General features: G+C 47.8%; 18 protein-coding genes. 16 read left to right on the forward strand and 2 right to left on the reverse strand.

Features of this window, described 5'->3' with window-relative positions:
- The first annotated feature begins 75 nt into the window (after positions 1-75).
- The 13 genes from ACFO9Q_RS21060 (at position 76) to ACFO9Q_RS21120 (ending at position 18,812) form a co-directional block, all read left to right on the forward strand.
- Positions 76-1,389: a carbohydrate ABC transporter permease gene (locus tag ACFO9Q_RS21060; RefSeq protein WP_379185545.1), complete on the forward strand. Its 1,314-nt coding sequence runs from the start codon at positions 76-78 to the stop codon at positions 1,387-1,389.
- Positions 1,386-2,231, forward strand: coding sequence for a sugar ABC transporter permease (locus ACFO9Q_RS21065; protein WP_379185546.1), 846 nt, complete (start codon positions 1,386-1,388; stop codon positions 2,229-2,231). The genes ACFO9Q_RS21060 and ACFO9Q_RS21065 overlap by 4 nt, the downstream gene beginning before the upstream one ends.
- Complete coding sequence (locus ACFO9Q_RS21070; protein ID WP_379185547.1) at positions 2,228-3,886, forward strand: alpha-amylase family glycosyl hydrolase; 1,659 nt, start codon at positions 2,228-2,230, stop codon at positions 3,884-3,886. The genes ACFO9Q_RS21065 and ACFO9Q_RS21070 overlap by 4 nt, the downstream gene beginning before the upstream one ends.
- 173 nt (positions 3,887-4,059) lie before the next feature.
- Entirely contained in the window at positions 4,060-5,586 is a 1,527-nt protein-coding gene (locus tag ACFO9Q_RS21075; protein WP_379185548.1) for a response regulator, read from the forward strand.
- Complete coding sequence (locus tag ACFO9Q_RS21080) at positions 5,583-7,289, forward strand: sensor histidine kinase (RefSeq protein ID WP_379185549.1); 1,707 nt, start codon at positions 5,583-5,585, stop codon at positions 7,287-7,289. The genes ACFO9Q_RS21075 and ACFO9Q_RS21080 overlap by 4 nt, the downstream gene beginning before the upstream one ends.
- Before the next feature lie 104 nt (positions 7,290-7,393).
- Positions 7,394-8,695, forward strand: a complete 1,302-nt coding sequence (locus tag ACFO9Q_RS21085) for an ABC transporter substrate-binding protein (RefSeq protein ID WP_379185550.1) — start codon at positions 7,394-7,396, stop codon at positions 8,693-8,695.
- Between the two features lie 76 nt (positions 8,696-8,771).
- Positions 8,772-9,662 carry a carbohydrate ABC transporter permease gene (locus ACFO9Q_RS21090; protein ID WP_379185551.1) on the forward strand — a complete coding sequence of 297 codons (891 nt, stop codon included), beginning with the start codon at positions 8,772-8,774 and terminating at the stop codon, positions 9,660-9,662.
- Positions 9,659-10,516: a carbohydrate ABC transporter permease gene (locus tag ACFO9Q_RS21095; protein WP_379185552.1), complete on the forward strand. Its 858-nt coding sequence runs from the start codon at positions 9,659-9,661 to the stop codon at positions 10,514-10,516. The genes ACFO9Q_RS21090 and ACFO9Q_RS21095 overlap by 4 nt, the downstream gene beginning before the upstream one ends.
- Before the next feature lie 18 nt (positions 10,517-10,534).
- The gene (locus ACFO9Q_RS21100; protein ID WP_379185553.1) at positions 10,535-15,670 is read left to right on the forward strand and encodes an endo-alpha-N-acetylgalactosaminidase family protein; all 5,136 of its coding nucleotides are present in this window, start codon (positions 10,535-10,537) and stop codon (positions 15,668-15,670) included.
- A 470-nt stretch (positions 15,671-16,140) separates the two neighbouring features.
- Complete coding sequence (locus ACFO9Q_RS21105) at positions 16,141-16,983, forward strand: hypothetical protein (RefSeq protein WP_379185554.1); 843 nt, start codon at positions 16,141-16,143, stop codon at positions 16,981-16,983.
- A gap of 93 nt (positions 16,984-17,076) precedes the next feature.
- On the forward strand, positions 17,077-17,424 hold the full coding sequence (locus ACFO9Q_RS21110; protein ID WP_379185555.1) for a winged helix-turn-helix transcriptional regulator: 348 nt from the start codon (positions 17,077-17,079) through the stop codon (positions 17,422-17,424).
- 169 nt (positions 17,425-17,593) lie between these two features.
- Positions 17,594-17,932 (forward strand): putative quinol monooxygenase, encoded by a 339-nt coding sequence (locus tag ACFO9Q_RS21115; protein WP_379185556.1) that lies wholly within the window; start codon positions 17,594-17,596, stop codon positions 17,930-17,932.
- A 133-nt stretch (positions 17,933-18,065) separates the two neighbouring features.
- On the forward strand, positions 18,066-18,812 hold the full coding sequence (locus ACFO9Q_RS21120) for an SDR family NAD(P)-dependent oxidoreductase (protein ID WP_379185557.1): 747 nt from the start codon (positions 18,066-18,068) through the stop codon (positions 18,810-18,812).
- 419 nt (positions 18,813-19,231) lie between these two features.
- On the opposite strand, the gene ACFO9Q_RS21125 is transcribed toward ACFO9Q_RS21120, so the two are convergent.
- A complete protein-coding gene (locus ACFO9Q_RS21125; RefSeq protein ID WP_379185558.1) occupies positions 19,232-20,140 on the reverse strand; it encodes a sugar phosphate isomerase/epimerase family protein in 909 nt (302 codons plus the stop codon).
- On the reverse strand, positions 20,133-21,047 hold the full coding sequence (locus ACFO9Q_RS21130) for a phytanoyl-CoA dioxygenase family protein (RefSeq protein ID WP_379185559.1): 915 nt from the start codon (positions 21,045-21,047) through the stop codon (positions 20,133-20,135). Before ACFO9Q_RS21130 ends, ACFO9Q_RS21125 begins: the two co-directional genes overlap by 8 nt.
- A 210-nt stretch (positions 21,048-21,257) precedes the next feature.
- Here ACFO9Q_RS21130 and ACFO9Q_RS21135 point away from each other — a divergent pair, with 210 nt between their 5' ends.
- From ACFO9Q_RS21135 to ACFO9Q_RS21145, 3 genes are read left to right on the forward strand one after another with little or no spacing between them, the layout of a single operon-like run.
- A complete protein-coding gene (locus ACFO9Q_RS21135) occupies positions 21,258-22,184 on the forward strand; it encodes a helix-turn-helix domain-containing protein (RefSeq protein ID WP_379185560.1) in 927 nt (308 codons plus the stop codon).
- Positions 22,185-22,218: 34 nt separating this feature from the next.
- Entirely contained in the window at positions 22,219-24,042 is a 1,824-nt protein-coding gene (locus ACFO9Q_RS21140; protein ID WP_379185561.1) for a cache domain-containing sensor histidine kinase, read from the forward strand.
- Positions 24,039-25,631 (forward strand): response regulator, encoded by a 1,593-nt coding sequence (locus ACFO9Q_RS21145; protein ID WP_379185562.1) that lies wholly within the window; start codon positions 24,039-24,041, stop codon positions 25,629-25,631. The genes ACFO9Q_RS21140 and ACFO9Q_RS21145 overlap by 4 nt, the downstream gene beginning before the upstream one ends.
- Positions 25,632-25,697: the final 66 nt, after the last annotated feature.

Here is a 25,697-nt window from a genome sequence, read left to right on the forward strand (position 1 = left end):
CATAAGGAAGCCCGCTGAACCTCTGGTTCGGCGGGTACCGATGTTTTTCCAAGGAGAAGGAGGGAGCCCAGCGGGATGAATCGTCATCGCACCACCGCATCTGTACTGTCAGCGGTATTCATGGGACTAGGCCAATTCTATAATCGCCAGTTCGTGAAGGGGATTATTTTGCTTGCTATTGAGGCGCTAGCGCTTCTGTATTTTATACCGAACCTGGGTAAAGGCATCTGGGGTATTGTCACATTAGGTACGAAGACACAAGGCTTCGAGAAGGTAGGAAGAATTACCAGAGTTGTGGAAGGAGATCACTCGATCTTCCTCTTGATTAACGGGTTAATTACGGTATTACTATTAGCAGTATTCCTGGTCATCTACATTATGAACATTCGGGATGCCTATCGGAACGGCAAGCTTAGAGAAGCCGGGGGAACGCCGGGCACGATTGGACAGACATGGGAGTACATTAAGGATCGCAACTTCCCATTCCTGATGCTGTCCTTGCCGGCCATCGGCGTACTCTTCTTGACCATTATGCCGATTATCTTCATGGTCATGCTTGCGTTCACGAACTATGCATCACCTGCACATATTCCGCCTAAGTCGCTGGTTAACTGGGTCGGGTTCGACACATTCGCTAATCTCGTTACCCTTAAGACTTGGAGCAACACCTTCATTGGGGTGTTCACCTGGACGATTATATGGGCAATTATTGCAACCGTAACGACGTACTTCGGCGGTATGCTTGTCGCGATGCTCATTGAATCTAACGGCGTCCGGTTCAAAAAACTGTGGCGCACGCTCTTCATCATCCCTTACGCGATTCCGCAGCTGATCTCGCTGCTGGTTATGCGTAATCTGTTCAACGGGCAATTCGGACCGATTAATCAATATCTCGCCTACTTCGGACTTGGCAAGCTGCCTTGGCTGACGGACCCGTTCTGGGCGAAGGTGACGGTTATTCTCGTGAACATGTGGGTCGGGATACCGGTATCCATGGTCCTCATTCTTGGCGTACTGACATCTATCCCTAAGGATATGTATGAGGCTGCCGATGTGGACGGGGCGACGGGCTTCCAGAAGTTCCGCATCATCACGCTTCCGTTCGTGCTGTTCTCCACTGCTCCAATCCTGATTACTCAGTTCGCGGGCAACATTAACAACTTCAACGTCATCTTCCTGCTGACGAACGGCGACCCGGTGAACGGGAACTACCAATATGCGGGAAGCACCGACTTGCTCGTTACATGGCTCTACAAGCTGACGCTGAACAACAGCCAGTTCAATATGGCCTCGGCTATCGGGATTATCATATTCTTGATCGTTGCGACGTTCTCGATTATTAACTACCGTCGTTCGCGTTCATTCAAAGAGGAGGATATGATCCAATGAGACTGGGACGCAAGGCTACAACCACGATTCGTCTAACTCTAAGCTACTTGATTCTAATTGCCATCGCGATCTGTGCGGTCTATCCCGCCCTCTGGGTGCTGCTCTCCTCACTGAGACCGGGAACCTCCTTGTTCAGTGACCGCTTCATTCCAGAGACGTTCACGCTGGTGCACTACAAGGACTTGTTCACTAGCCCAAGCTTCAAGTATGGCACTTGGTACCTGAACACGCTGAAGATCGCGACCTTAACGATGATCTTCTCGACGATTCTGACGACGATGAGCATGTACGCTCTGTCGCGCTTCCGCTTCCGCGGACGGAAGAACATCCTGACCACGATGCTGGTCCTTGGTATGTTCCCGGGCTTCATGAGTATGATCGCCATCTATATCTTCCTGCTTCAGCTTAACTTGCTGGATACGCATGCGGCGCTTATCCTCGTGTACTCCGCAGGTTCCGTGCTAGGTGGATTCGTCGTCAAGGGCTTCTATGACACGATTCCTCGGTCCTTGGATGAGGCGGCGCGGATTGACGGTGCGACCCACTTGCAGATTTTCACTAAGATAATGCTGCCTCTGTCCAAGCCTATGCTGACCTACGTTGCGCTGACGACGTTCACGGGTGCTTGGGTAGACTTCATCTTCGCCAGGCTGGTGCTTCGTTCGAAGGAGAACTGGACGCTGGCGGTTGGTCTATGGGATATGGTCAGTACGTATCAGAATAGTAACTTCACGATGTTCGCAGCGGGTGCTGTCCTGATTGCGATTCCGATTACTCTGCTCTTCATCTTCCTGCAGCGGTTCCTCGTTCAGGGTCTGACATCTGGAGCATCCAAGGGATGATTCCAATGGGATTGTGGATGAAGCGCTGGCGTGCGGCTGGATTGGTCTCATTGCTTGTATTGGCAGGATTGATGCTAGGCGCATGCAGCAATAATAATGATGGTGATGACAAGGGCGGCAGTGATGCTGCCCTTGCTTCATATGCCGTGGATGAACAGCCATCCTCGGTCTATTATGAGATCTTCGTTCGTTCCTTCTACGACACGAATGGAGACGGCATTGGCGACTTGAATGGGGTTACCGCTAAGCTCGATTATCTGAAGGAGCTTGGGGTGGAAGGGATCTGGCTCATGCCGATCAACGCTTCGCCCAGCTATCATGGCTATGATGTAACCGATTACTATGCGGTGAACCCGGAGTATGGGACATTGGCAGACCTCAAGAAGCTGCTAGACGAAGCGCACAAGCGTGATATGAAGGTCATTATGGATCTTGTCGTGAATCATACGAGCAAGGAGCATCCTTGGTTCAAGGAAGCGGCGGCGAATGCGGACAGTAAGTATCGCAGCTGGTATCACTTCGCGGCCAGTGATGCCGAGGTGAAGTCGGACGGAGCGGTCGGTGGAGATCCTTGGCATTCGCTTGGCCTGGGCGGAGATCAGTATCTCGGCGTATTCTGGGAAGGGATGCCGGATCTGAACTTTGACGAGCCAGCGGTTCGCGCAGAGATGATCAAGGCCGGCCAATATTGGCTGAAGCAGGGGCTGGACGGCTTCCGTCTCGATGCAGCGAAGCATATCTACGGAGACTATGGTTCGACCGTGAACTCTCCAGAGATTCAAGCGAAGAACAAGCAGTGGTGGCAGGAGTTCCGTGCAGGGATGCTGGCTGCGAAGCCGGATGCCTTCCTCATCGGCGAGGTGTGGGATTCGCTTACGGTCATCGCGCCATACTTCGACAAGGGGTTGGACTCCGCATTCAACTTCGACCTCACAGGCAAGCTGCTGGGCGCAGCGGACAAGGAGACGGACCCTGATCTGGCTTTCTCACTTGGACGGGCTTATGGATTGTATGAGAAGTCATCAGGAGGAACGTTCGTTGATGCGCCGTTCCTCAGCAATCATGACCAGAACCGGGTCATGACGGTGCTGCAAGGCAAGGCTGAGCACGCTCGCATGGCCGCGTCTCTGCTGCTCACCCTGCCGGGCAATCCCTTCATCTACTATGGGGAAGAGCTCGGTATGCTGGGGGCGAAGCCGGATGAGTACATCCGCGAGCCGATGCCATGGTACAAGGCGCCGACTGGTGGCGAGGGGCAGACGAAGTGGGAGCTACCTCGCTTCAATCGCGAGAATAGCGAGACCGTGTCGGTCGAGGCACAGCAGAAGGATGACAGCTCTATGCTGGCACTCTACAAGGAGCTGATCTCGTGGCGCAAGGAAGAGGCTGCCCTGCGAGACGGCACAATTGCCGAGTACAAGCTAGCTGCTCCTAACAAGGGGGTAAGCACCTATCTGCGCGTCTCACAGAAGGAGCGTGTACTGGTCGTGCATAACCTGACGGGGGAGCAGCAGGTGGTGGAATTTCCTGCTGCATCAGAGCCATACGGCAAGTTCGGCAAGGTCGCTCACTCCGCCGCAGCCGGCGGCAAGTCGGCGAAGCTGAAGAAGAGCAAGCTGACGCTTCCGCCTTATAGTACGGCTATTTTGAAGTAATAGAGATCCGCTGACCATTTAGGGTCAGCGGATTTTTTATAGGGTAATTTCTTCAAGAAGTGGTATGTATTCGTCGAATCCTTATACTTTTCGTATAATACTGATATACCGCTAGATGAGAGACGGACTATATACTAGCGTTAGTCAACGGAGAGTAGAAGGGGGAAGCGGATATGTATCAGATTCTAGTCGTCGACGATCATCGGATTGAGGTTGAGACCATAACTTGGTTAATTGAGAAATACCGCTTACCGTTAGTAGTTACTCAAGCATCGAATGGCCATGAGGCATTGAGGCATTTGGAAGATTATCCAACAGACATTCTGATCACAGATATTAAGATGCCATTCTTAGATGGAATTGAACTAGCGAGACAAGCGAAGAAGCTGAGGTCATCTGTACGAATTGTAATCTACAGCGCTTATGGCGAGTTCGAGTTCGCTAGGCAGGCGATAGAGATTGGTGTTCTTCACTATATTATGAAGCCGTTAGTACCAGCTAATTTTCTTGAAGTCATGAATCAAGTCATTGAGGCTTGCAACCAAGATGCGAGGACGTTTGAGCAGTATAAGAACCTACAAGTGGAGAGTCTATTTCATGCTCTGTTGCATGGATATGAATGGAATAAGGAAATGCATGATCATCTGGCGTTCAGTAATACGTCCCTCAATAACAGCTGCCTCCATATGATTCTTGTGGATACTTATGACCCGCTTTTTGACACATGTGGCAAGGTGTTCGAAGCTGAATTGTCTACTATTATTAGAGAGCAGTACGTTACTATTAGCCTTAATGAACGGCAGAGTGTCATCATCCTGTGCTACCCTCCGCATACAGATGTTAAGAGTAACATGATTGCATATGCAGAACATATATTGCACTTCATTGAACAAGAATATGGGAAGCAATGTTTTATCGTCATAGGCAATGAGGTTCATAAGCCTGAGCAATTGCATCTTGAATTCAATCGGATGGAAGAGCATCTGAATTATCGGTTCTATATGGATGGTAGCGTGATCTGGGATATGGGGCACAACATAATGGAGACTGTTGAAGGAATTGCTATGGATGTGGAGACGGAGCTTAACAGCATCTATCGGCAAATTGAACAATTCGATTACAATACAGTCCGGAATAGCATCGCAGTACTTGTAAGGAATATTAGGCAATCCGGTACATTCAGCCCCTTATTCTCTAAGCTGATATTCACCGGTCTGCTGCGTAAGATTCATGAGCATGCCAATCAGGAACAGCGCCCACTCATCGTGGAGACCTTGCGTCAGATTGATAAGGTGATGCACATCGACCGCCTGCAAGGGTTGTTACTTACGATTGTTGACCAACTTGCTGAGCTGAAGGAGACCTCCTCCGAGGAGCAGAATCGCAAGGTTATACATCAGGTGGCCGATTATATCGCGGAACATTATGGGGAGGATATCGGACTTGATCAGATTGCAGCTCGATATAATTTCTCACCGAGCCATATGGCGTATTTGTTCAAGAAGAGTATGGGAAGAAGCGTAGGCAAGTACTTAACGGAAATAAGGATGGAGCGTGCCCGTGAGCTGCTTAGAACGACGTTTCTTAAGTCAGCGGAAGTCGGCAGGAGGGTCGGTTATCCTAATCCTTCTTACTTCACAATGATGTTCAAGAACAGATACGGCACAACGCCAGCTCAATATCGTGAGAAGGTGAGATGAGTATGAGTGTCCTGCGTCTTTTTCGGGATTTATCCATTCATAAGAAGCTGCTACTGTCCAACATCGCTATCATCTTCATTCCAATGATTATACTTGGTTGGTATGCATACGACAGTACGAAGAACAGCCTTGAGAAGCAGGCTATTGAGAATATGAGCCATTCGCTCAATCAGACTGCTGCCGAAATCAGCTACAGACTGGACAGACAGGAGAAGACGATTAATTCAGTTGTATTCAATCCGACATTAGTTGAAGGCATCGGAGATGATACGCTTGATTTCGTACAGCTCTCTCGAATCATGAATGAGAAGATAGAACCAATTCTAACAACGAACTTATATTATGGTGGAGATATTAAGGAAATGTACATATACGTTGAGGGCAGGGAGCTCGCTTATGGGAACTTCATCTTGCCTTCTTCCAGAATCGCTCAATACGATTGGTATCAGGAAACGAAGAGACATAGAGGAACGAGTTGGTGGTATAACGACAACAAGCTGTTCGCCACACACAACATCTACAATACCTACAACGGGGAAATAATCGGAATCTTCTATTTGCAGTTGGATTACGAAGAGACTGTCTTGCAGGTATTGAAGAAGATGCCGGCCGGCCACCTCGTTATCATTACAGACGGTCAGCGACCATTGTTCGCTTCAGAGAAGCCTGCCCAGCTATCCTCGCTATTGAGTGCTAACTCGTCTGATTCTAAGGTGACCATTAATGGAGAGCAGTACTTCTCATTAGAAAAGCCGATTGACTCATCTACTTGGAGTATGGAATATTATGTACCGGCTTCTAACATTAATATCGAAGCATCAAAAATATTAAGCGCAGCTACGATGGTTGTGCTGCTCAGTATGCTCGTATTGTCCTTGTTGCTGTATGTATTATCTCAGACGTTCCTGAAGTCAATCTATAAGTTGAATAATAAGATGAAGCTCGTAGAGAATGGTGATATGAGTGTATCCGTCCGAATGGAATCTCGTGACGAGATTGGGCAGCTATCCGCTCGATTCGATAAAATGCTGCATAAGGTCAATCAGCTCATATCTGAAGTATATCAGGCTCAAATCTCTCAACGTGAGGCGGAGTTGGTGGCCTTACAGGCCCAGATTAGCCCGCACTTCCTCTATAATACCTTGTCACACATTAACTCAAAGGCACTGCTGCTGGAGTCTGACTCCATTAGTGAGATGGTGACGGAGCTTGCTAGTTTCTATCGAACTGCGCTGAATCAGGGGCAAAATATTATTTCCGTTCGTGAGGAGCTTCTGAATATTAAGACCTATATTAGCATTCAGAGCAAAATGCACAACGGCAGCTTTACTGTCATATTCAAAGTCGAAGAAGAAATTATGCAGTACGATATGATTAACCTTATTCTTCAGCCTATTGTTGAGAATGCAATAGAACATGGGATAGATTGCAAGGAGGATGGAGGCGGGAGCTTGCTTGTAGAAGGGAAGCGGGATGGCAAAGATATCCTATTCATTATTGAAGATAATGGCCCTGGATTTGTACAAGCCTCACTCGAGGAGGTTATGAGCAGTCATAAACAGGGCTACGGATTACGAAATGTACAGGAGAGGCTTCAACTCTTCTTCGGTCTAAGCTATGGATTGTCTCTGCTTGGCAATGGAGAGTACGGACGAACTCGCATCCAGATTCGAATTCCCATTTACGAGCGAGCTTCATCATAGGAATGTGATAGTTATCTACAGAACGTTATATATCCCCCTTAACCATAACCTTATATTATGAAATTGTAAGAGATACCATTCATAGCATGAAGGGGAGATTCAGTGTGAATAAGAGAGTGTTGTTACTTGTCTCATCGGTTGTTGCAGTTGTAATGACATTGACGGGCTGTGGATCTTCTAACCAGAACAATCAGCAAGTCAATACTACGGACGATGGAAATGTAAGGAGTGCAAAAGAAGAGGAGAAGGTCAAGGTTCGCTTATCTTACTGGAACAAGGAGGAAAGCGTGAAGTCGCTGCTTGCCTTGGTAGAGGAGAAGCTGCCTAACATCGATCTGGAATATCAATTTATTGATAACAAGCAATATGAAGAAGTAATTAAGACGCAGCTCGCTGCAGGGGAAGGCCCGGATATTATCGGAGGTCTTATTAACGATAACACGGTGAAGCTAGGATACTTCGAAGATCTGACAGAGCGTTATGCTGATAAGTATGTTGAGACTGGAACAGCTAATTACACATTCAATGGTAAGTTGTACGGCTTGCCGCAAGGAAGCTGGTTCAACGGCATGTTCTATAATATAGGGTTATTCGAGCAGTACAATCTCGAAGTGCCAACCAATCTCGAAGAGTATTATAAGGTTAGCGAAGTGTTCCAGCAGAATGGAATTAAGCCTCAAGCTATTGGTCTGAAGAATCCATTAGTAGTCGGTCAATCGTTCATAGCGCTTGCTATCAATGACTATATCGGTACGGAGCAAGGCAAGTCATTCAATGAGCAGTTCAAGAGTGGCGAGTCGAAGATGGCCGATGCCCTACTGCCAGCGCTGGAGAAGTGGAAGACGTATATGGATAAGGGGATATTCACCAAGGAAATGCTTGGACTTGAGGAAGAGCAAGCAATCGACGAATTCACAAGCGGCAAGGCAGCCATGTTCCAATCCGGTCCATGGTATATGGAGACGTTCAAACAAAAAGCTCCAGATATGAAAATTGGTATGTTCCCTAATGTAGGAACAGAAGGCCCAGTCGGTTGGATGGTAGGTGGACCTGGAGTGTCCTTCGGGGTTAATGCCGAGTCAAAAGCGAAAGAAGCGGTCTATCAAATTCTTGATCTTCTCTCTTCCCCTGAAGGGCAGACCGCATATTGGGAAGATAATAAGGGGATCTCCTCCTATGTGAAGGGTGTGCAATTCGAAATGCCGGCAGAGTATGACGGTGCTCAGGAAGCTTTCAAGGCCGGGCAGATCATGTATCCGCCTGACGGCTGGGGAGTAGGCCGCGACGTTTCCTTTGCAGAGCTGGGCAAGCAGCTGCAAGAGGTGTTGATTGGCGGGAAGGACCCGAAGGCTGCTCTGGAGGCAGTGGATAAGAAGCAAGCTGATTTATTGGCAAAATCCAAATAAAAGGAATTAGACAGGGGCATGGATAATTATTTTTCCAGCCCCTTTCTCTATAAATAAACGATAAAGGTTGATTGCCATGAGAATGAAAACACAAATTTTTCGCAGGGAAGTCACTTACGCTCTGTTCATTCTTCCAGCGCTGGTTCTATACTGTATTTTTTTTGTAAACCCTACTCTTAAAACCTTCTGGTACAGCTTCACGAATTGGTCCGATGTCAATCCAGTTCACGTCAAGTTTGTCGGATTAGCAAATTATAAAGTACTGTTTGAAGACTCCATCTATCTCACAGGAATTTCAAATACGTTCATCTATGCTGTGTTATCAACCGTCATTATTAGCTCTATTGCCATACCACTCTCTGTCCTGCTGAACAAACCGTTAGTTACTCGAAATTTACTGCGCTCTGTTTTTTTTACTCCGGCTGTATTCAGTATTCTCGTCATCGGCTTTTTATGGAACTTTATGTACTCACCATCTGATTTTGGATTGATTAACCGACTTGTTGAATGGCTGGGATTCTCCCGTATTAATTTTCTGGGCGATCCGAAGCTAGCGCTTTATTCGGTTATTTTTACTCAGATTTGGCAGTGGACTGGATATAACATGGTCATCTTTCTTGCCAACTTGCAGAGTATATCCAAGGATTATTATGAGGCAGCCACCATCGATGGAGCTAACGAGATGCAGTCCTTTCAATATATTACGCTGCCGCTTCTCTTACCTTCTATAACGTTCGTAACCGTAACAGGCATGATTAACGGCATGAAGATATTTGATATTATCTATGCCATGACCTCAGGAGGGCCAGGTTACGCGACGGAGACCATTGTATCACTGATGATCAAGAAGGGTATAAGTGAAGGCTTCTATAGTCACGGTGCTGCCTTCGGCATGGTATTCGTCGGTATAGTAGGAATCATTACATTCATTCAGATGAAATTCATAAGCAGGTGGGACACCAAATGATAAAAAACTCATACTCCTTCTACTCAGGCAAGTTCAAATGGAAGCTGCTCGGACTTGAGATGATGATGTTGGCAGTTGCAGCGGTATTTCTAATCCCAGTCTACTATTTGCTCGTCACTACGTTTAAATCTCCGGCGGAAGCGGTCGCTCACCCCTTGTCATTGCCGAAGACGATTACTTTGGAGCATTACCATCATGTATTTGAGTCCATGAATTATTGGGGCGCGTTGAAGAACAACTTGATCATAACCGTGTGTGCGGTGACTGGAATTGTATTGCTGGGAGCGATGGCAGCGTACAGCTTTGCTAGAAAAGAAGGAAGAGTATACAGCTTCCTGTTTGTATTTTTTCTAGTCGGTATGATGGTTCCTTATCAGATGGGTATTCTTGCCCTGTATCGCATCGTAGTCAATATGGGATTAATGAATACGCTGATTGGCGTCATACTTATTCTATTATGCTATAACCTGCCGCTCTCCATTTTCTTGTTCAGAGGCTTTATCAGTTCGACGGTGCCCAGGGAGCTAGAGGAAGCAGCTTGGATGGATGGGTGCGGTGTTCTCAAGACGTTTTTCCTTATCGTCTTGCCTCTGTTGAAGCCTATTGTAGCTACCGTAGCTATTTTAACCGCATTGAATACGTGGAATGATTTTATGACCCCCCTTCTATTTTTACAATCGCGTGAAAATTCAGTTTTATTACTGGAGTTATTCCGTAACATCGGACAATTTTCCGTGGACTGGACCAATTTCTTCCCAATGATGTTTTTATCTATTTTGCCGCTGCTGTTGTTCTATCTATTCATGCAGCGATTCATTATAGAAGGCATTACCTCAGGATCTATTAAGGGATAAGATGAAGGAGGAAGAGGGATGAGCAAAGGGTTAAGATTATTTATTGTCATCACTGCATTATTAGTATTTGGCATGTTATCCAATGATGTTGGATCAGCAGATCATGCTGCCGCAGCAGGAAGTACGGAAGCTGGAGAAACGTTAACCATTGAGAATGGTGTTCTATCTGTTCTCTTAGACCGTCAGTTTCCAAGGGTAATTGAATATGAATGGGGAAGCACAGGGAAAATCATGCACGGTCAAGATGAAAAGCTAACCCAAGTTAAAATCAATAGTAAATTGTATACGCCCATAGTAAGTTACACTAATGAGATAGATCATGTGAATTATCGTTTGAACTTTACAGACGCAGACCTGTTGGGTGTAGTCATTCATTTGAAATTCAAGGTTAATGACAACGTTTTAGAGATGAACGTAACCGATATCATTGATCCCAATCAAGTGGTACGATACCTAGAATTCCCTAACCACGGACTGATTTCTATTCGAAGCACACAACCTGGAGCGGCTGTATCGTATAACTCTAATTTTGTGAATGGAGACAAGTTCATCCAGGCAGCCGATAGGCCAGCCGATTCAGCACCAGTTAAAGTAGGACATGTCATTCTAAATACAAGTGAGCTTGCAGCATCTATTGAATCCGACATGACTTCTCAGTATAACTACCTCCAGACGAAGCAAAAAGGGTCCTACAAGGAGACCGTTGTATGGAATATTGACTTCATGTATCGGGGTCCGGATAAAAGCGTAACCCAGTTGCCTTGGGTTAAGATTGCGATTACAGATGACGCTAACCATGATGGGCTATTGAACTGGCAAGATGGTGCGCTAGCCTATAGAGACATAATGGATCCAATGATTGGTGAGAATGTAGCTCAAAAGACAATAGCGGTTAACATTCTTCTAAACTATTGGGGCCGGCAGTCATGGACGTGGGAAAATGGCCTTGATTATGTAAAACGTCAAGCATTGGCAACGGACAACTTCCCCCAACTCATGCTGGTCAAGGGCTCGCACAGACAATATGGAGATGGATGGCCTTCTTATGCGGACAATAACCCATTACTAGGCGGTAATGATCAGTTCAGATGGCTTATTGAGGAAGCAGGGAAATACAACGTTACAGTAGGTACACATACGAACTCTGTAGAAGCCTATCCAGAATCCCCTCTGTATGAGGAGACTCCAAAATATAATGGCGGCGTGTGGGACTTGGTTGACCGAGGAGGAACAGCGGTTGATGCTATCGAGTATTGGTCAAGCGGGCTGCTAGACGAGAGATATGAAGCGCACAAAGAAGAGTTTCCATCGATGAAATTTCAATATTTAGATGTATCATCAGGCAGATGGGATGGAAAAGAAGCAAGATGGACGACCTTTAAGACTCTTCAGAAGTTTAAGGAAATGGACTGGACCTATTTTACCGAAATGTATCTGGGGTATGTGAATTATACCTTGAATAGTGAAGCAACAAATGCTCTTAGTCCTAAATATATGTCGTGGGTGCATACCTATTTCTACGGAGAGGAAAAAAATGGGGGAAACCATGGCAACTCCGATATTAGAAGATTCATTATTAATGATCAAGCTATTTATGAAGCTGGGTCGAAAGATTATCAAAATGTGTTAGGTGCAGGCTATCAAAAGTCATACGGGACTCTGGGATGGTCGGAATCACAAAAAACGGTTGACGGTGCAGTGAGTGAATTTTGGCAGCACACCTTAGCAGACACCTATCTAAAAAACTTCCAGATTACAAGCATTATCAGGGATGCAGCAAATCATAACTATTTAACAGCGGAGTTTAAAGATGGTGTTAAATCTGTATTTGATGGGACTAAGCGTTCAATCAGCAAGCATGGTGTCTTATATGCCACCCTTAATGATGACATTCAAGAAATCTTTATTCCGTGGGATGCGAAGACAGAAGAGAAAATCTATACCTATAGCACGAATGGCGGAGAGAAAACGTGGACCGTTCCCGTGAGCTGGAAGGATGTCACTGATGTAAATCTATATAGACTGGATGAAACCAAAGGGAAAACATTCGTGAGCACGATTGAGGTGGAGGACGGGAAAGTCACGATACCTTATGATGCTAAGCAGGGTTACGTGATAACCAAAGAGCTTGTAGAACAAACACCTATCTTATGGGGAGACGGATCCATTATTAAAGACGCTAACTTCAATAGCAATAGCATGAACATCTGGAAGGCTTCAAATCCGCTGAAGGTAGCTATAGGCGATGATGTCGTAAAAGGGAATTATTACCTGAATATTGCGGGTGAAGAGCATGCATCTCAAGACATATCGCAACTAGAAGCAGGGAGGTCTTACGTTATATCCGCTCTTGTCCGTCATAATGGCGCTGGAAAGGGCGTTTTAGAAATTGATCTAGGCGATCGAGTGATTAGCTCTGAGTCACTTGGGTATCATTCGAAAACGATAATGGGTAATGTATTCGATGGCTGGGAGCAATTAAAAGTATATTTTACAGCGAGTGAGGCTGACGCTGTCGTTCGCTTGAAGGGAATAGAAGGGCAAGGAAGTATTTTCTTCGACGATGTACGAATTTATGAAGAAGATAATCCTTACGGATCTAACGGTCATTATTATCATGAGGATTTTGAAACTACACATTCATTAGGTGGCTTCGTTCATGAAAATGCCAGCTTAGCGCGATTGGCTTATGCTAACAATGGAACGAACGGTAAAGTACAACTGAACGGTGATATGACACTTATGCTAGGCGGCAGGAACAACAGTAAAATTAAAACACTTCCAGGGCTGATGAAGCTTAAGCCGAATACCGGATATGATCTGAGCTTTATGTATAAGTCAAGCTATGGTCCTTCTAATGGGTGGGCATACAGTATCTATTCGGAAAGCACAGGAAAAAAACTTGTGAATAAATATTTGTCCTCTTACGATGGGCAAAAGGTTACAGAAAAAGTATCATTCAAAACAGATGCTGCAGAGGATTACATTCTTGTTGTAGATAATGTATTTGCTGAGAGCACCAATAAAGCTGATTTAATTTTAGACGACATCATATTGGATCTGAATCCTAACGTGCTCACTAACCCTCCTCTACAGCCGGATAACTTCTATGAGGATGAATATGTGCTTGTAGAAGCGGAGGATGCGCTACTTGGCGGCAGTGCAACAATTACTCAAGATGGAGCAGCTTCTGGAATGGGAGCAGTAGCCTCATTCGAAGCAGCAGATACTTTAACTTTCAAGTACATGAGCGGCGGGCATCAGTTGAATCTGAAGTATAAGAATACGTCAAGCGATGCTCAAACGATGGATCTATTCATAAATGGTCAAGCGGCAGGAAGAGTAAGTTTTGAAGCGACAGACGGGGCATATGAGACAAAAGAAGTATTGGTCACGATGCCAAATGCAGCCACAATAGAATTAGTCGCTGTTCAGGCAGATGACTTAGCGATTGACCTCATTTCTGTAATGCCTACCTATGAAGCGGAGCTTGCGGAGAGAACAGGTTATACGGGTGAAATCGCGGATGCGGGTGCTTCCGGAGGAAAGATGGTATGGATTAATGATATAAATAGGAATAATTCGGGGTTAACTTTCACAATAAAAAGTGAGGCCACGGATCTAGTTATCCGCTATACCAACGAGAAAGCTAAAGATCGATTATTGGACATCTATGTAAATGGATTGCTTGTAAAAGAAAAAGTCGTATTCCCTTACACGGGGCCAGTTGCAGGCGGCAAATTCGTGTATAACAACTTGTCTATTCGATTAGATCTTGCAAAAGGAGATAAGCTGCAGTTAAAAGCCCCGGTAGGAGAAGCCAATGTTGCCATGATTGATTATATCTCTACCAAAATAGACGAGAGCTTATTCGTACAAGAAATTACTGTAAATCAAACAGAATGGACATTGAACGGAGAAGCAAACGTACAAATCATTGCAACCGTTAGACCTGAGAATGCTGTAAATAAACAATTAGTGTGGAGTTCAGATCAACCGAATGTTGCTGTGGTGAATCAAGGCCTAGTAAGTCCTGTAGGGATAGGGACAGCCAATATCAAGATCAGTACTGCAGACGGTAAAGTAAGCACAACGGTTAAAGTGATCGTAAAAGAGCTGCCAATCCGGTATAAGGTGGAAGCGGAGAGCGGAACTCGCACTAATAGCGGAACTGCAGGAACAACAAAGGGAGCTGCAGGAGAAACATTCATATGGATGAACTCAGTGAATTGGCAGACGGGTAAGGTGGAAGAAGCTTCTTGGACCTATGTCGTAGAGCAGGATGGCGACAGCTTGATACTCAATTATGCGAATCAATTAAGCCGCAATCGCTACCTGGATATCTATCTGAATGGACAAGTAGTAGTCGAGAATAAGGTGTTCCCACAAACAGGAGCTCAGATTATTGGGGCAGATATTGAGATTCCGATAGCACTGAAGAAAGGGGACATCTTGAAATTCATGGCTCCAATGGGGTTATCCGATGTAGCAATGATTGACTATTATACAATTGTAAAAGGTCAAGTAGTGGAGGAGGATATAGAGAAGCCGGTAACAACAGCCCATATTGCACAGGATCAGCCTGGTATCGTCAACAACTGGTACACATCGAATGTAACCTTGACGTTGACTGCAGGAGATGAAGGTTCAGGCCTCAAGCTGACAGAATACCGGTTGAATGGCGGTAATTGGCAGACCTATTCCGAGCCGGTCTACCTCTCAGAGGAAGGATTGTTCGATATTCAATATCGAAGCGTAGATAAGTCCGACAATGTAGAGGAAGCGAAGTCGATAGCCATCAACATGGATAAGAGCAAACCAATCTTGCAGATAATCTCCGATAAGACGCATATTGGACCGCCTAATCATAAGATGATTCCGATACAAATGAGCGTAATAGCTGAAGACAGTGGTTCCGGTGCAGCTGAGATTAAGTTAGTCGCTATTACTAGCAATGAGGCGGATAATGGAACGGGTGATGGCAATACAGAAGAGGACATTCAAGACGCCGAATTCGGGACATATGATACTAGCTTCTTGCTGCGTGCTGAGCGCACGGGCGGAGGTGGCGGAAGAGTGTATACCATTACTTATTCTGTAGCCGATAGGGCTGGCAACATGACCTTGAACTCGGTAGAAGTGAAGGTAGCTTGATAACATACTAGGAGGAAACCGCCCCAACTACTTAATTGGGGCGGTTTCCTTTTTCCTTACTCCAACTCCTAGACCCATATTATGCCTGTGTACATAGATTTACCTGCCTTTCTATAATTTACTGGGTTTTGCTGTTCTATTGGTATTGTCAATAATCATAACAAGATACAGCAAGTGGATGGGGCTTGGTTTTCTTATTTTGGGACTTTCTAGCTCAGGACTTGGAGTCACACAAGTACTAGAAGACAAACAAATCATAGAACAAGATAGTATATTAGGGTTCTCACCAGCTTTTGGAGTCTTCGTCTTCTTTCATCTTTTTTATATGGGTGGCATGCAATTGACAGAAGGAAATGATGAGCTAAGGTAGCAACTACGCCTGGGTTATTTCATGACTTTATTTTTTTCATTGTGCTTTCTTGTCTTACTCGTTGCAATTTATCTAAGATAAGGGAGAAGAGGTCGGCGGAATGCAAGAAAGAGTGTGGATTCATGTACCTGAGATTCATCAGCAAGAGTTAGAACGGTGGAAGGAGTATCTCAAATACCATACAGTTGATATGGAGTTGGGAAGAGTAGCTGTCTATGAGTTTATAACGAATAAGACAGAGGATTTGAACTTTAAGCAGTTTACGAAGGAGAGGAACATACGCTGTATTGTTTCTCGAAGAGAGTACTCATTCACCAAGGCTGAGAAGGACCAGGCGGATATATTATATCTTATAATAGATGGTAATGGGGGAGATTCAACCTCTGACGAATCACTCTATTATACATGTCCAACTTGTATGTACGAAGTAAGGAAGGTAAATCGCTCTCGGGTGCGCGTGGACTATAAGGAAGTTAGTAAGTATGACATCTGCATCTCATACCTGCCTAATTGTGAAGTAGTTGTATCTCAGAAGCTAATTGACTTGATGGTGGGTGAAAAGATTAGTGGATATGAGACTACACCTATCTATCAGACAGGGACTGACGAAGTAATACCCAACTTCTACCAACTATTGTTGAATACCGGATTAGGAGAAGCAGTTGCACCTACAATTGTTGAGAGAGGGATCAGGTGCGTTGATTGTGGATTTTATACAAGAAACCTGATAAAAAGCCTGCTGCACTACAAAAAACTGGAAAGCAGATCATACGATATTTGCTATGCATCTGATTGGTACGGTGATATATATAGGAATAAATATGTGGGCAGTAGAGCCATTGTTATTAGTCAGAAACTATATAGAATAATGAAAGAAAACAAAATAAGAGCATTCAGTGTGCAGCCTGCAGCATTCATTTTTATGAGGGATAGGGAATCGTAAACCAAAATGCGGACATACTGGGTTTGATAATAAAAAGTAATTACTCTATTCTACAGGAATAATGAGATTAGGCTTGGGAGATGAATATCTATCATGAAAACCTATTATTGTGATCTGGAAATTACTTTGGATGTAATCGGCGGGAAGTGGAAGGCGCTCATTCTTTACTATCTGATAAAAGGACCTAAACGGACGGGTGAGCTAAAAAAGCTTTTGCATACCATTTCTCAAAAAATGCTCGTTCAAACTCTTCGTGAATTAGAGAATGATGGGCTCATAAATAGAAAGACGTACAATCAAGTACCACCTAAGGTGGAATACTCCGTAACAGAGCTTGGTCTATCACTTGAACCTATGCTGCGAGCACTGTGTGCATGGGGTGAGAATTATGCCGAGAAAGCACTTGGCAAGGATGAGTATCAAGTTTTGCATGTGGATTAGAAAATTTTCCACGTCGCTTTTTTACCCCGTTACGTCTGAAATATCACTTTTTGGTGACTATATCACCGAAAAGTAGGTGCTTTTTAAATACCTGTTAATGATTCATAATGACACCTGTGGCCTCCAGAGCTTACACAAGCTAGTACAAAAATTTAAGGAGAGTGTACTGATGTCTACAGATAATCAAGTAATTCTAAATATTCGCTTCAAGATTAAGCCTGGAAAGAAAGAAGAGTTCCGTGATAGTCTTTTCGCATTGATTAATAATTTCAGAGATGAGCCTGCTTTTGTCAATGCGATTGTCTCCGATGATCTTGATCAGTCTAATGATCTTGTTATCTATGAGATCTGGCGGGGGACTAGAGACAGCTGGATAAAAGAAGAACTTATTAAGCCATATCGCGCTGAGTATGAAGGTGCACTTAGCAGCTTGATTGAGGATAGGAACGTCAGCTGGCTTGAACCAATCGGAGAGTGGGGAAGCACTCTAACTCATCTGCGTCAATAACGATATAAGGTGAGGAGAGCACACGCATGAGCAATATCTCTGAGCTTATTATTCATTCCTTGACTGTGTTCATAGACGCACCGCCTGCAAAATAATCATTATAAATATAAACATTAATGGAGGGATATCAGTTATGGGTAAATTCGATGGGAAAGTAGCCGTAGTAACAGGGGGCACTAGCGGGATTGGCCTCCAAGCAGCTAAGCAGTTCGCTCAGGAAGGTGCCCATGTATATATAACCGGACGCAGACAAGCAGAGCTTGATGCAGCGGTCAATGAAATCAGCAAAAATATAACAGGCGTTCAAGGAGACATCTCCAAGCTGGAGGACCTGGACAAGCTCTATGCTACCGTCAAGGAGCAAAGTGGGCACTTGGACATTCTTTTTGCCAATGCAGGTCTTGGTTCGCTCCTTCCATTGGGGGCTATTACCGAAGAGCATTACTACAAAACCTTCGACGTCAACGTTAAGGGGACGATCTTCACTGTTCAAAAAGCTCTTCCCTTGTTCCGAGATAACGCAGGCTCCATTATTATGACGGGATCTACAGCAGGTTCAATCGGTGATCCGGCGTTCAGTGTCTACGGAGCATCGAAGGCAGCGATCAGACAGCTGGCTCGCAACTGGATCCTGGATCTGAAAGGTAGAGGAATTCGTATTAACGTCGTTAGTCCTGGATTTGTATACACGCCTGCCTATGATGACTTGTTCGGAGAGAATGTTGAGGCTGTTCTGGAGCATGCCAAGAGTACAACTCCGCTAGGCAGAGTGGGGACTGCCCAAGAGATTGCGAATGCGGTGCTGTTCCTTGCTTCCAATGAGAGCAGCTATATGAATGGAATTGAGTTATTCGTAGATGGCGGAGTTGCTCAGATATAAGGCTGCTGGTAAGCATTATTCCTAAACTATCTATTGCTAAGAAGCTGCCGCTTCCCTGATGGGAGCGGCTATTTCTATAGGGAGCGAAGCGGTATCATTCTCCTCCCGCCTGATCCAAGCGATTAAGGTGCACTTGTGCACCTTATGGTAGTCTCCAGCCTTCGGCCAATGTGAATAAGGTGCACTTATGCACCTTATTAGACTCGCGAGCCTTAATCTCGCGCGAATCTGGTGCATTTATGCACCTTATGGTGGTCACAAGCCTTGAGCCACCGTGACTGTGGTGCACTTATACACCTTATAGCTATTGTGTAACCTTGATGTCAGCGCAAGTTCGGTATTAGCCGGAACGCAGATAGGGGGCCTCTAAGCCGGATAAGCTCGGAGACCCTCTGATCAGAACTTCTAATAATTAACAACTACCTAGCCACACTAGCCCAGATCGCCTCTGCGCGTTCCTTCAGCCTTACTGATTCCGCGAAGCGCTCAGCGGAGCGGCCTGCCAGCTCATAAGGAGCAGGGCCAAGCTCGCAGACGAAGGGGAAGGAGGCGCCTGGAGCGGCCGACTCCAGCCAGTAAGCCATACCCTTGGCCCACCAGACGCTGAAGCGGTCCAGCTGGTCTTCATCAGCAAGGCCAACCTGTACCTGCTGTCCGTTGGACACTCGGCCGTGAATACAGGAAGCCCGCTGAAGCAGAACGTCGAAGTAGGTCTCGGCTTCCTGCTCATAATCCTTCACGAAGCCGTCCATCTCGCCGGCCACGATATAATGAGAGAAGTCGATCGTAAGCTTCAGCTGAGGCAGCTCTCGAACATAGTCTACAGTCCGAAGAAGATCCTGCGTAATCCTCCCCCGATGGGTCTCTACATAGTGAGGAATGCCGAACTTCTCGGCTTCCGCATCTAGCTCTCCCAACAAGCGAATAGCGTCTTCACCTGTAACGAAGCTGTCGAGCACCTGAGAGTTCACATAGCTCGCTCCGAACTCACGAGCTTCTTCCAGCGTCACAGCGAGGTCAGCAGCACTGCGAGGGAAGCCGCCGGTCGCGAAGGAGAAGCCATACTCATCCATGAGACGACTCCACTGCTCACGCTCAGCTGCTGCAGGCACACCGCCGAAGATGCCAGTGAAGCCGGCTGCGGCGATGCGCTCGAACTTCTCCTCCAGCGACCATTCCCGGTCGCCGTCCCCGAGACCGGTCATCGACCACCACGCCATCTGGACATCTAGCCGACGACGAGCCGGCTGATTATGACCAGCCGGCTCTACAGCGTCAACTGGCTGAGCAACCTCAGCCAGCCCCACTACCACTTCGTCCTTACGCATGACGCCAGAAGTCCTCATGCGGATAACGGAACGTCTCAGGCTTCACGCGCTCAGCGACAGCTAGCTCGCCTTCAGGCTCGTAAGCGAACGGCTCTTCACCAGCCGCATAGTCCGCGCCCTTGCGAAGCTCGATGCACTCCAGCAGCATCTGCTGCTTCAGCGGCAGATATTCCTTCGTGTGCGGTCCGAACGCAAGCTCAATCTCGCCTGGGCGGAACTCGAAGTACACGGTGCGGCGAAGAGCATTGCCGTCACCTGCAGGGGAACCATGAAGCACGGTAATGTCATGCAGAATCGCATCGCCAGCTTCCAGAGGTACCGGAATTGCATCTGACGTGTCGAATCCTTCACGCTGGACGCGTTCACGGGAAGCTTCAACTGTCCACTTGTTCGTCCCCGGGATAACCCATAGGCAGGACTTCAAGTCAGCAGCATCCAGGTAGAAGTCTACGTTGAAGATTGGACGATCATCCGCACAGCCTTCCGGACGCTCCGCATCGCGATGCCATGGGACGATAATACCTTCGTTAGGCATCTTCACAACCATGGAATCCCATGTAGGAATGAAGCTCTTGCCTTGCAGCTGCTCAACCGAGCGAAGAATGAACGGGTGACCCATCAGTGCGCGAAGCGGCTCCTGCTTGTCGACGACATATTCAATGCGCTTCAGCACGCTCGCCCCTGTCTTGCCGCCCTTGCCATATTGGTAGTCCGGGCTGTCTTGGCCAGCCATCCCCTTCTCCAGCTCAACTTGCATAGCATCTTGCACAGCGGCTAGCTCAGGCCCTTGCAGGACATTCTTAATGACGAGGAATCCGTTATCTAGGAAGAATTGCTTCTGCTCCTCCGTAATGACGTGCTGGACAGAAGCATCTGCTGTAATTAGGTTAAGTGAGGTTGAACTCATGAACGGAACACTCCCTTAGGTTCATTATTGTGGTGCGGATTGCTCCGCCCGATACCCTTATTCTAATCCCATTCTGCCCCGCTGTATTTAGCCTGGATTCACAATCCGGTTGCCAATATCACGAATGTAATTCTATAATACCTGTGAACCTTCCCGTTCAGAAAATAAACAAATATACCGAAAATCCGCTACCTAGAGGTGATCCGACGATTGAAGCTTCCAGAATCGGTTTCCAATATTGACCTAATTGGTATGAATCCAACAGAGACGCTTCCCTGGATGGAGGACTACCATTGCCCGCCTTATATTACCCTCGCACACAGCTTCAACGCCCCCGAAGGGTGGGTGGTGGAGAACCGCATCCTGATGCAATACTCGCTGCAATATGTGGTGAAGGGAGCAGCGGATTACCCTGTTGGCTCTAAGCCATACCGAACGGAGGAGGGCGACCTGCTCTTCCATCGCCCGGGCGAGATCCACTCGATTCGAACGATTGCAGGAGAGCCTTATCACTGCATCTCAATCGTATTCCACTTCGGGGCAGTTCCGTTCCCCTTCGATGAGCTGTATGGAGGGCGCCACCTGCTGGGCAAGTTCTCTGGACACGCAATCGAGCGCATGCTGACGGAGCTCGTCCACCTGTACCGACAGCCTGGTCTCCCTGCGCAGCTGCAATGCCAAGGTCTGCTCATGCGTATCCTGGGCGGAGCAGCTGAATTCGAGCATGGTCCGGAGCATCGCAAGGAGCCTGCCAATCTCGCGAAGCTGATCCTCATCAAGAATTACATCATTCATCATTACGATGAGGATATTCAGCATCAGGATCTGGAGAGGGTGTCCGGCCTTACCAGGAATTATATTATCCTCAGCTTCAAGCGGGTATTCGGCCTGTCGCCGATGCAGTACCTCGTGTCCGTGCGCGTGCAGAAGGCGAAGGAGCTGGCGGTGCAGACCGACCTGTCCGTCGGCCAGATTGCGAGAAGCGTCGGCTACGCCGATGTCCACACCTTCGGCAAAATGTTCAAAAAAAAGACCGGCGTCTCCCTCACGCAATATTGCGGCTCCTTGACGACTCATTATCTCAACACGAGACCGCGCATCGCCTCGACAGAGGAAGAGGATGGTGGCCAGTCATGAAGCAGCAAGCCGAGAGAGAGGAGAATAACCGGCCATGAAGCACCAAGCTCGTAGAATAAGTGAATGGTTCCGCAATCAGCGCATTCGCAGCAAGATGATGCTCGTCTATCTGCCGCTCCTGCTGCTGCCGCTCTTCGTGCTCGGCTTCACCGCGAATACGATCTATTCGAATGCCATTGTCAAAAAAACGACGGAAAGCTTCACCGACAATTCCGCCCTTATCATCAATCGTCTGGACGGTATGCTCACCAATACAGCCAGCAGTGCTAATATGCTGGCTCTTAACCTGAACCGGATTCTTGGGCTTCCCAAGGAATCGGATAACAAGAACACATTCGACCTGCCGAGATACAATGCCATAACGACCCAGCTGTCGCTGGCACTAGTCGTCTTCCCCGACGTGGAATCCATCGTATTCGTCGATCATGTCGGACGGATGTACGGCTCCGATCCGCAGCTGGAGCGTGAGCCTGAGCGGGCGATGAACAGTCACGCTTACAAGACGATCATGGAGACGAACGGGATTAACAAGTGGCTGCCGATGGAGCGCCGGGATTACTTGACGATGAACGGAGAGCAGCCCGTGCTGACGCTCGGGAAGCATCTGTACGACATTAAGACCGGTACGCACCTGGGCCTATTATTCCTCAATGTCCGGGAGGATCGGCTCTCCTCCGTGCTGGAGGCGATGAAGTCGGAGCCATCTGCGGAGGCATTCATCGCGGACGGAGGAGGACAAGTCGTCTCCTCGCCAAGCAAGGAGGAGCTGCTGCTTCCTATTGCAACGGCTAGCACGCAGAGCTGGGTCAATGCCCACAACCGTGCATCCGCGATTCGCAGCATAGAGGGCGAGCGGATGCTGCTCGCGGTGCGCAGCTTCCCGCAGCTGGGATGGAAGCTCGTCAGCGTCACCCCGCTTCGAGCTCTGACGACCGGGCTTGAGGGACTGCAATGGACGCTGATCGCGATTGCCGCCATATGCAGTCTGGCTGCTACGTTCGCAGCAACCTTCCTCTCCAAGCGAATCGCCAGCCCGATTGTTGAGCTGGCAAGGAGCATGAAGGGCTTCGAGGAGGGCGACCTCGACTCGCAGCTGAAGGTCGGCGCTCGAGATGAGATGGGCTATCTCGCGCTCGGCTTCAACGAGATGCTCCGCAGGCTGCGGGAGCTGCTGGACAATGTGAAGCTGGAGCAGCGGAAGAAGCGAGAGTATGAGCTGGCGCTCATCCAATCGCAGATTAAGCCGCATTTTCTATACAACACGCTGGATGTTATCTATGCCTTGTCTACGATGGGCAGGGCGGCAGACGTACAGCGGACGACGAAGGCTCTCGCCGACTTCTACCGCGTCAGTCTGAGCAGCGGCAGGGAGAATATTACGCTTGAAGAAGAGGTTCGTAATGTCCGGGACTACCTTGCGATTCAGCATATCCGGTATGCCGATGTGTTCACCTATGAACTCGACCTGCCTAAGTCGATCATGAAGACTTCCATCGTGAAGCTTACTCTTCAGCCGCTTGTGGAGAATGCGATCTACCATGGGCTCAAGGAGCAGCCTAGGATGGGTCATCTGCTGCTCCGAGGCTACCAGGAGGGCAATCGGATCGTGCTTGAGGTTATTGATGACGGGGTGGGCATTCCTCCTCTCAAGCTAGCCTCCTTGCTGGAGCAGCCCGGAGCTGAAGCGGCAGCAGACAGCAGGAGCTCCTATGGCCTGCGCAATGTGAACGACCGGCTCAAGCTGACCTATGGCAACGGGTACGGACTGGTCATTCGCAGCGAGCTGGGCGAGGGGACAGTGGTCACCGTGACGCTGCCTGCTCAGCCTAGTCAGGAAGAGGAGGAGACGAATGCATGATTAAGGTCATGATTGTAGATGACGAAGTCATCTTCCGCGACTACCTGCGCACCTTGATCCCCTGGAACGAATACGGGATGGAGATTATCTCCGAGGCGCGCAACGGGGTAGATGCATTAGAACGAATCCAGGAGCAGTCCCCGGATCTTGTGCTCGTCGATATTAATATGCCGTTCATGGACGGGCTGGAGCTGACGGAGCAGATCAGGCAGAGGAATGATCAGATTCTCGTCGTGCTCGTCACCGGGCACAATGAGTTCGAATACGCTCGCCGAGCCCTTAAGCTCGGGGTTCAGGACTACATTCTGAAGCCCTTCTCGAAGGATGAGCTGGTGCTGACGCTGCTGAACCTGCAATCCAATATCCGCAAGGTACAGGAAGAGAAGCTGACGCTGCAAGCGAATGAGTCTATGCTGAAGGAGCTGTACTTGAACCGGCTTATCCAGGGGGAAGTGCAGCACGGGGAGCAGGAATTCAGAGACCGCTTAGCTGCAATGGGCTATCCGGCTGTGTCAGGCAGCTATCAGGTAGCTTGTATTGAGATCGACAATATGGAAGCGAAGTGGCGGGAGATCAGCGACCGGGAGCTGTGGAAGTTCGCTGTGAAGAATATTCTGAACGAGACGATGCAGCTCGAGGGGAACTTGATTGTTTTCAACGGGCCTGAGGGAAGAATTATATCGATCTATGAGCTCGGAAGCGCATCGTCCGAAGCGTATATTGCAGGCTGCGAGCAGCTGAACTTCCTCATCAAGAAGTATCTGAAGTTCACGGTCACCGTTGGCGTGGGCCATGTGTATCCGGACAGCAAGGGGATTCGGGAGTCCTACCAGGAAGCGATCGAGGCCCTTCACAATAAGTTCGTCGTCGGCAGTGACACGGTCATCGTATATGGAGAGGATCAGGGAGCAGCCGGCCGCGTGACAGCGGGCTTCATCTCTTCACAGACGAATGAGTCGCTGCTGCTGGCGCTTCGAATGAATGACTGGCAGAGCATACATGGCCAGCTGGAAGAGATCTTCCAGGACATTAAGACGAAGCGGCTGTCCATCGACTATGTCTATGTCATCTGCATGGGGCTCGTATCGGTCTGTCTGTCCTGCGTAACCGAGAATGGGCACCCCATTGAAGATTGCTTCGGCGAAGACTTCTATCCGTACAGCGAGATTATGAAGAAGCAGTCCATCGATGACGCGGCATGCTGGATTGAGGACTTGTATACGAAGGCGAATGACTATATCAAGCTTCACAAGCAGACGAAGTCGGATAAGATTGCCGAAGCTGCGCAACACTACATCGACAGCCACTATTCGGATTCCGAGCTGAAGGTAGAGCAGATCGCTCAGCACATCTATATCAACCCGAGCTACCTCCGCGCCGTGTTCAAGAAGGTTCATGGACTCACTGTTACCGACTACTTGACGAAGAAGCGGATGCAGACCGCGAGGGAGCTGCTCTCATCGGGCAAGCATCGGGTGGCGGATGTCGCGCTGCAGATCGGCTACAATGACCCTGCGTACTTCAGCCGAGCGTTCAAGAAGTATTACGGCTACTCGCCAAGCGAGTTCGAAGGGCTGCCGGGCAGCTAGGGAGGAGGAGACTAGGACTAATTGCACACAACATGCGCAGATAGTCCAAGAGCGTAGCGGATATTC

The organism is Paenibacillus sp. GCM10023252, assembly GCF_042653305.1.
Taxonomy (GTDB): domain Bacteria; phylum Bacillota; class Bacilli; order Paenibacillales; family Paenibacillaceae; genus Pristimantibacillus.

Bases quoted from the DNA above. Each gene is read 5' to 3' on its own strand.
- ACFO9Q_RS21080 (WP_379185549.1), top strand. From the start codon at position 5,583: ATGAGTATGAGTGTCCTGCGTCTTTTTCGGGATTTATCCATTCATAAG.
- ACFO9Q_RS21060 (WP_379185545.1), top strand. From the start codon at position 76: ATGAATCGTCATCGCACCACCGCATCTGTACTGTCAGCGGTATTCATG.
- ACFO9Q_RS21075 (WP_379185548.1), top strand. From the start codon at position 4,060: ATGTATCAGATTCTAGTCGTCGACGATCATCGGATTGAGGTTGAGACC.
- ACFO9Q_RS21110 (WP_379185555.1), top strand. From the start codon at position 17,077: ATGAAAACCTATTATTGTGATCTGGAAATTACTTTGGATGTAATCGGC.
- ACFO9Q_RS21140 (WP_379185561.1), top strand. From the start codon at position 22,219: ATGAAGCACCAAGCTCGTAGAATAAGTGAATGGTTCCGCAATCAGCGC.
- ACFO9Q_RS21065 (WP_379185546.1), top strand. From the start codon at position 1,386: ATGAGACTGGGACGCAAGGCTACAACCACGATTCGTCTAACTCTAAGC.
- ACFO9Q_RS21145 (WP_379185562.1), top strand. From the start codon at position 24,039: ATGATTAAGGTCATGATTGTAGATGACGAAGTCATCTTCCGCGACTAC.
- ACFO9Q_RS21070 (WP_379185547.1), top strand. From the start codon at position 2,228: ATGATTCCAATGGGATTGTGGATGAAGCGCTGGCGTGCGGCTGGATTG.
- ACFO9Q_RS21115 (WP_379185556.1), top strand. From the start codon at position 17,594: ATGTCTACAGATAATCAAGTAATTCTAAATATTCGCTTCAAGATTAAG.
- ACFO9Q_RS21100 (WP_379185553.1), top strand. From the start codon at position 10,535: ATGAGCAAAGGGTTAAGATTATTTATTGTCATCACTGCATTATTAGTA.
- ACFO9Q_RS21090 (WP_379185551.1), top strand. From the start codon at position 8,772: ATGAGAATGAAAACACAAATTTTTCGCAGGGAAGTCACTTACGCTCTG.
- ACFO9Q_RS21130 (WP_379185559.1), bottom strand. From the start codon at position 21,047: ATGAGTTCAACCTCACTTAACCTAATTACAGCAGATGCTTCTGTCCAG.
- ACFO9Q_RS21125 (WP_379185558.1), bottom strand. From the start codon at position 20,140: ATGCGTAAGGACGAAGTGGTAGTGGGGCTGGCTGAGGTTGCTCAGCCA.
- ACFO9Q_RS21105 (WP_379185554.1), top strand. From the start codon at position 16,141: ATGCAAGAAAGAGTGTGGATTCATGTACCTGAGATTCATCAGCAAGAG.
- ACFO9Q_RS21120 (WP_379185557.1), top strand. From the start codon at position 18,066: ATGGGTAAATTCGATGGGAAAGTAGCCGTAGTAACAGGGGGCACTAGC.
- ACFO9Q_RS21095 (WP_379185552.1), top strand. From the start codon at position 9,659: ATGATAAAAAACTCATACTCCTTCTACTCAGGCAAGTTCAAATGGAAG.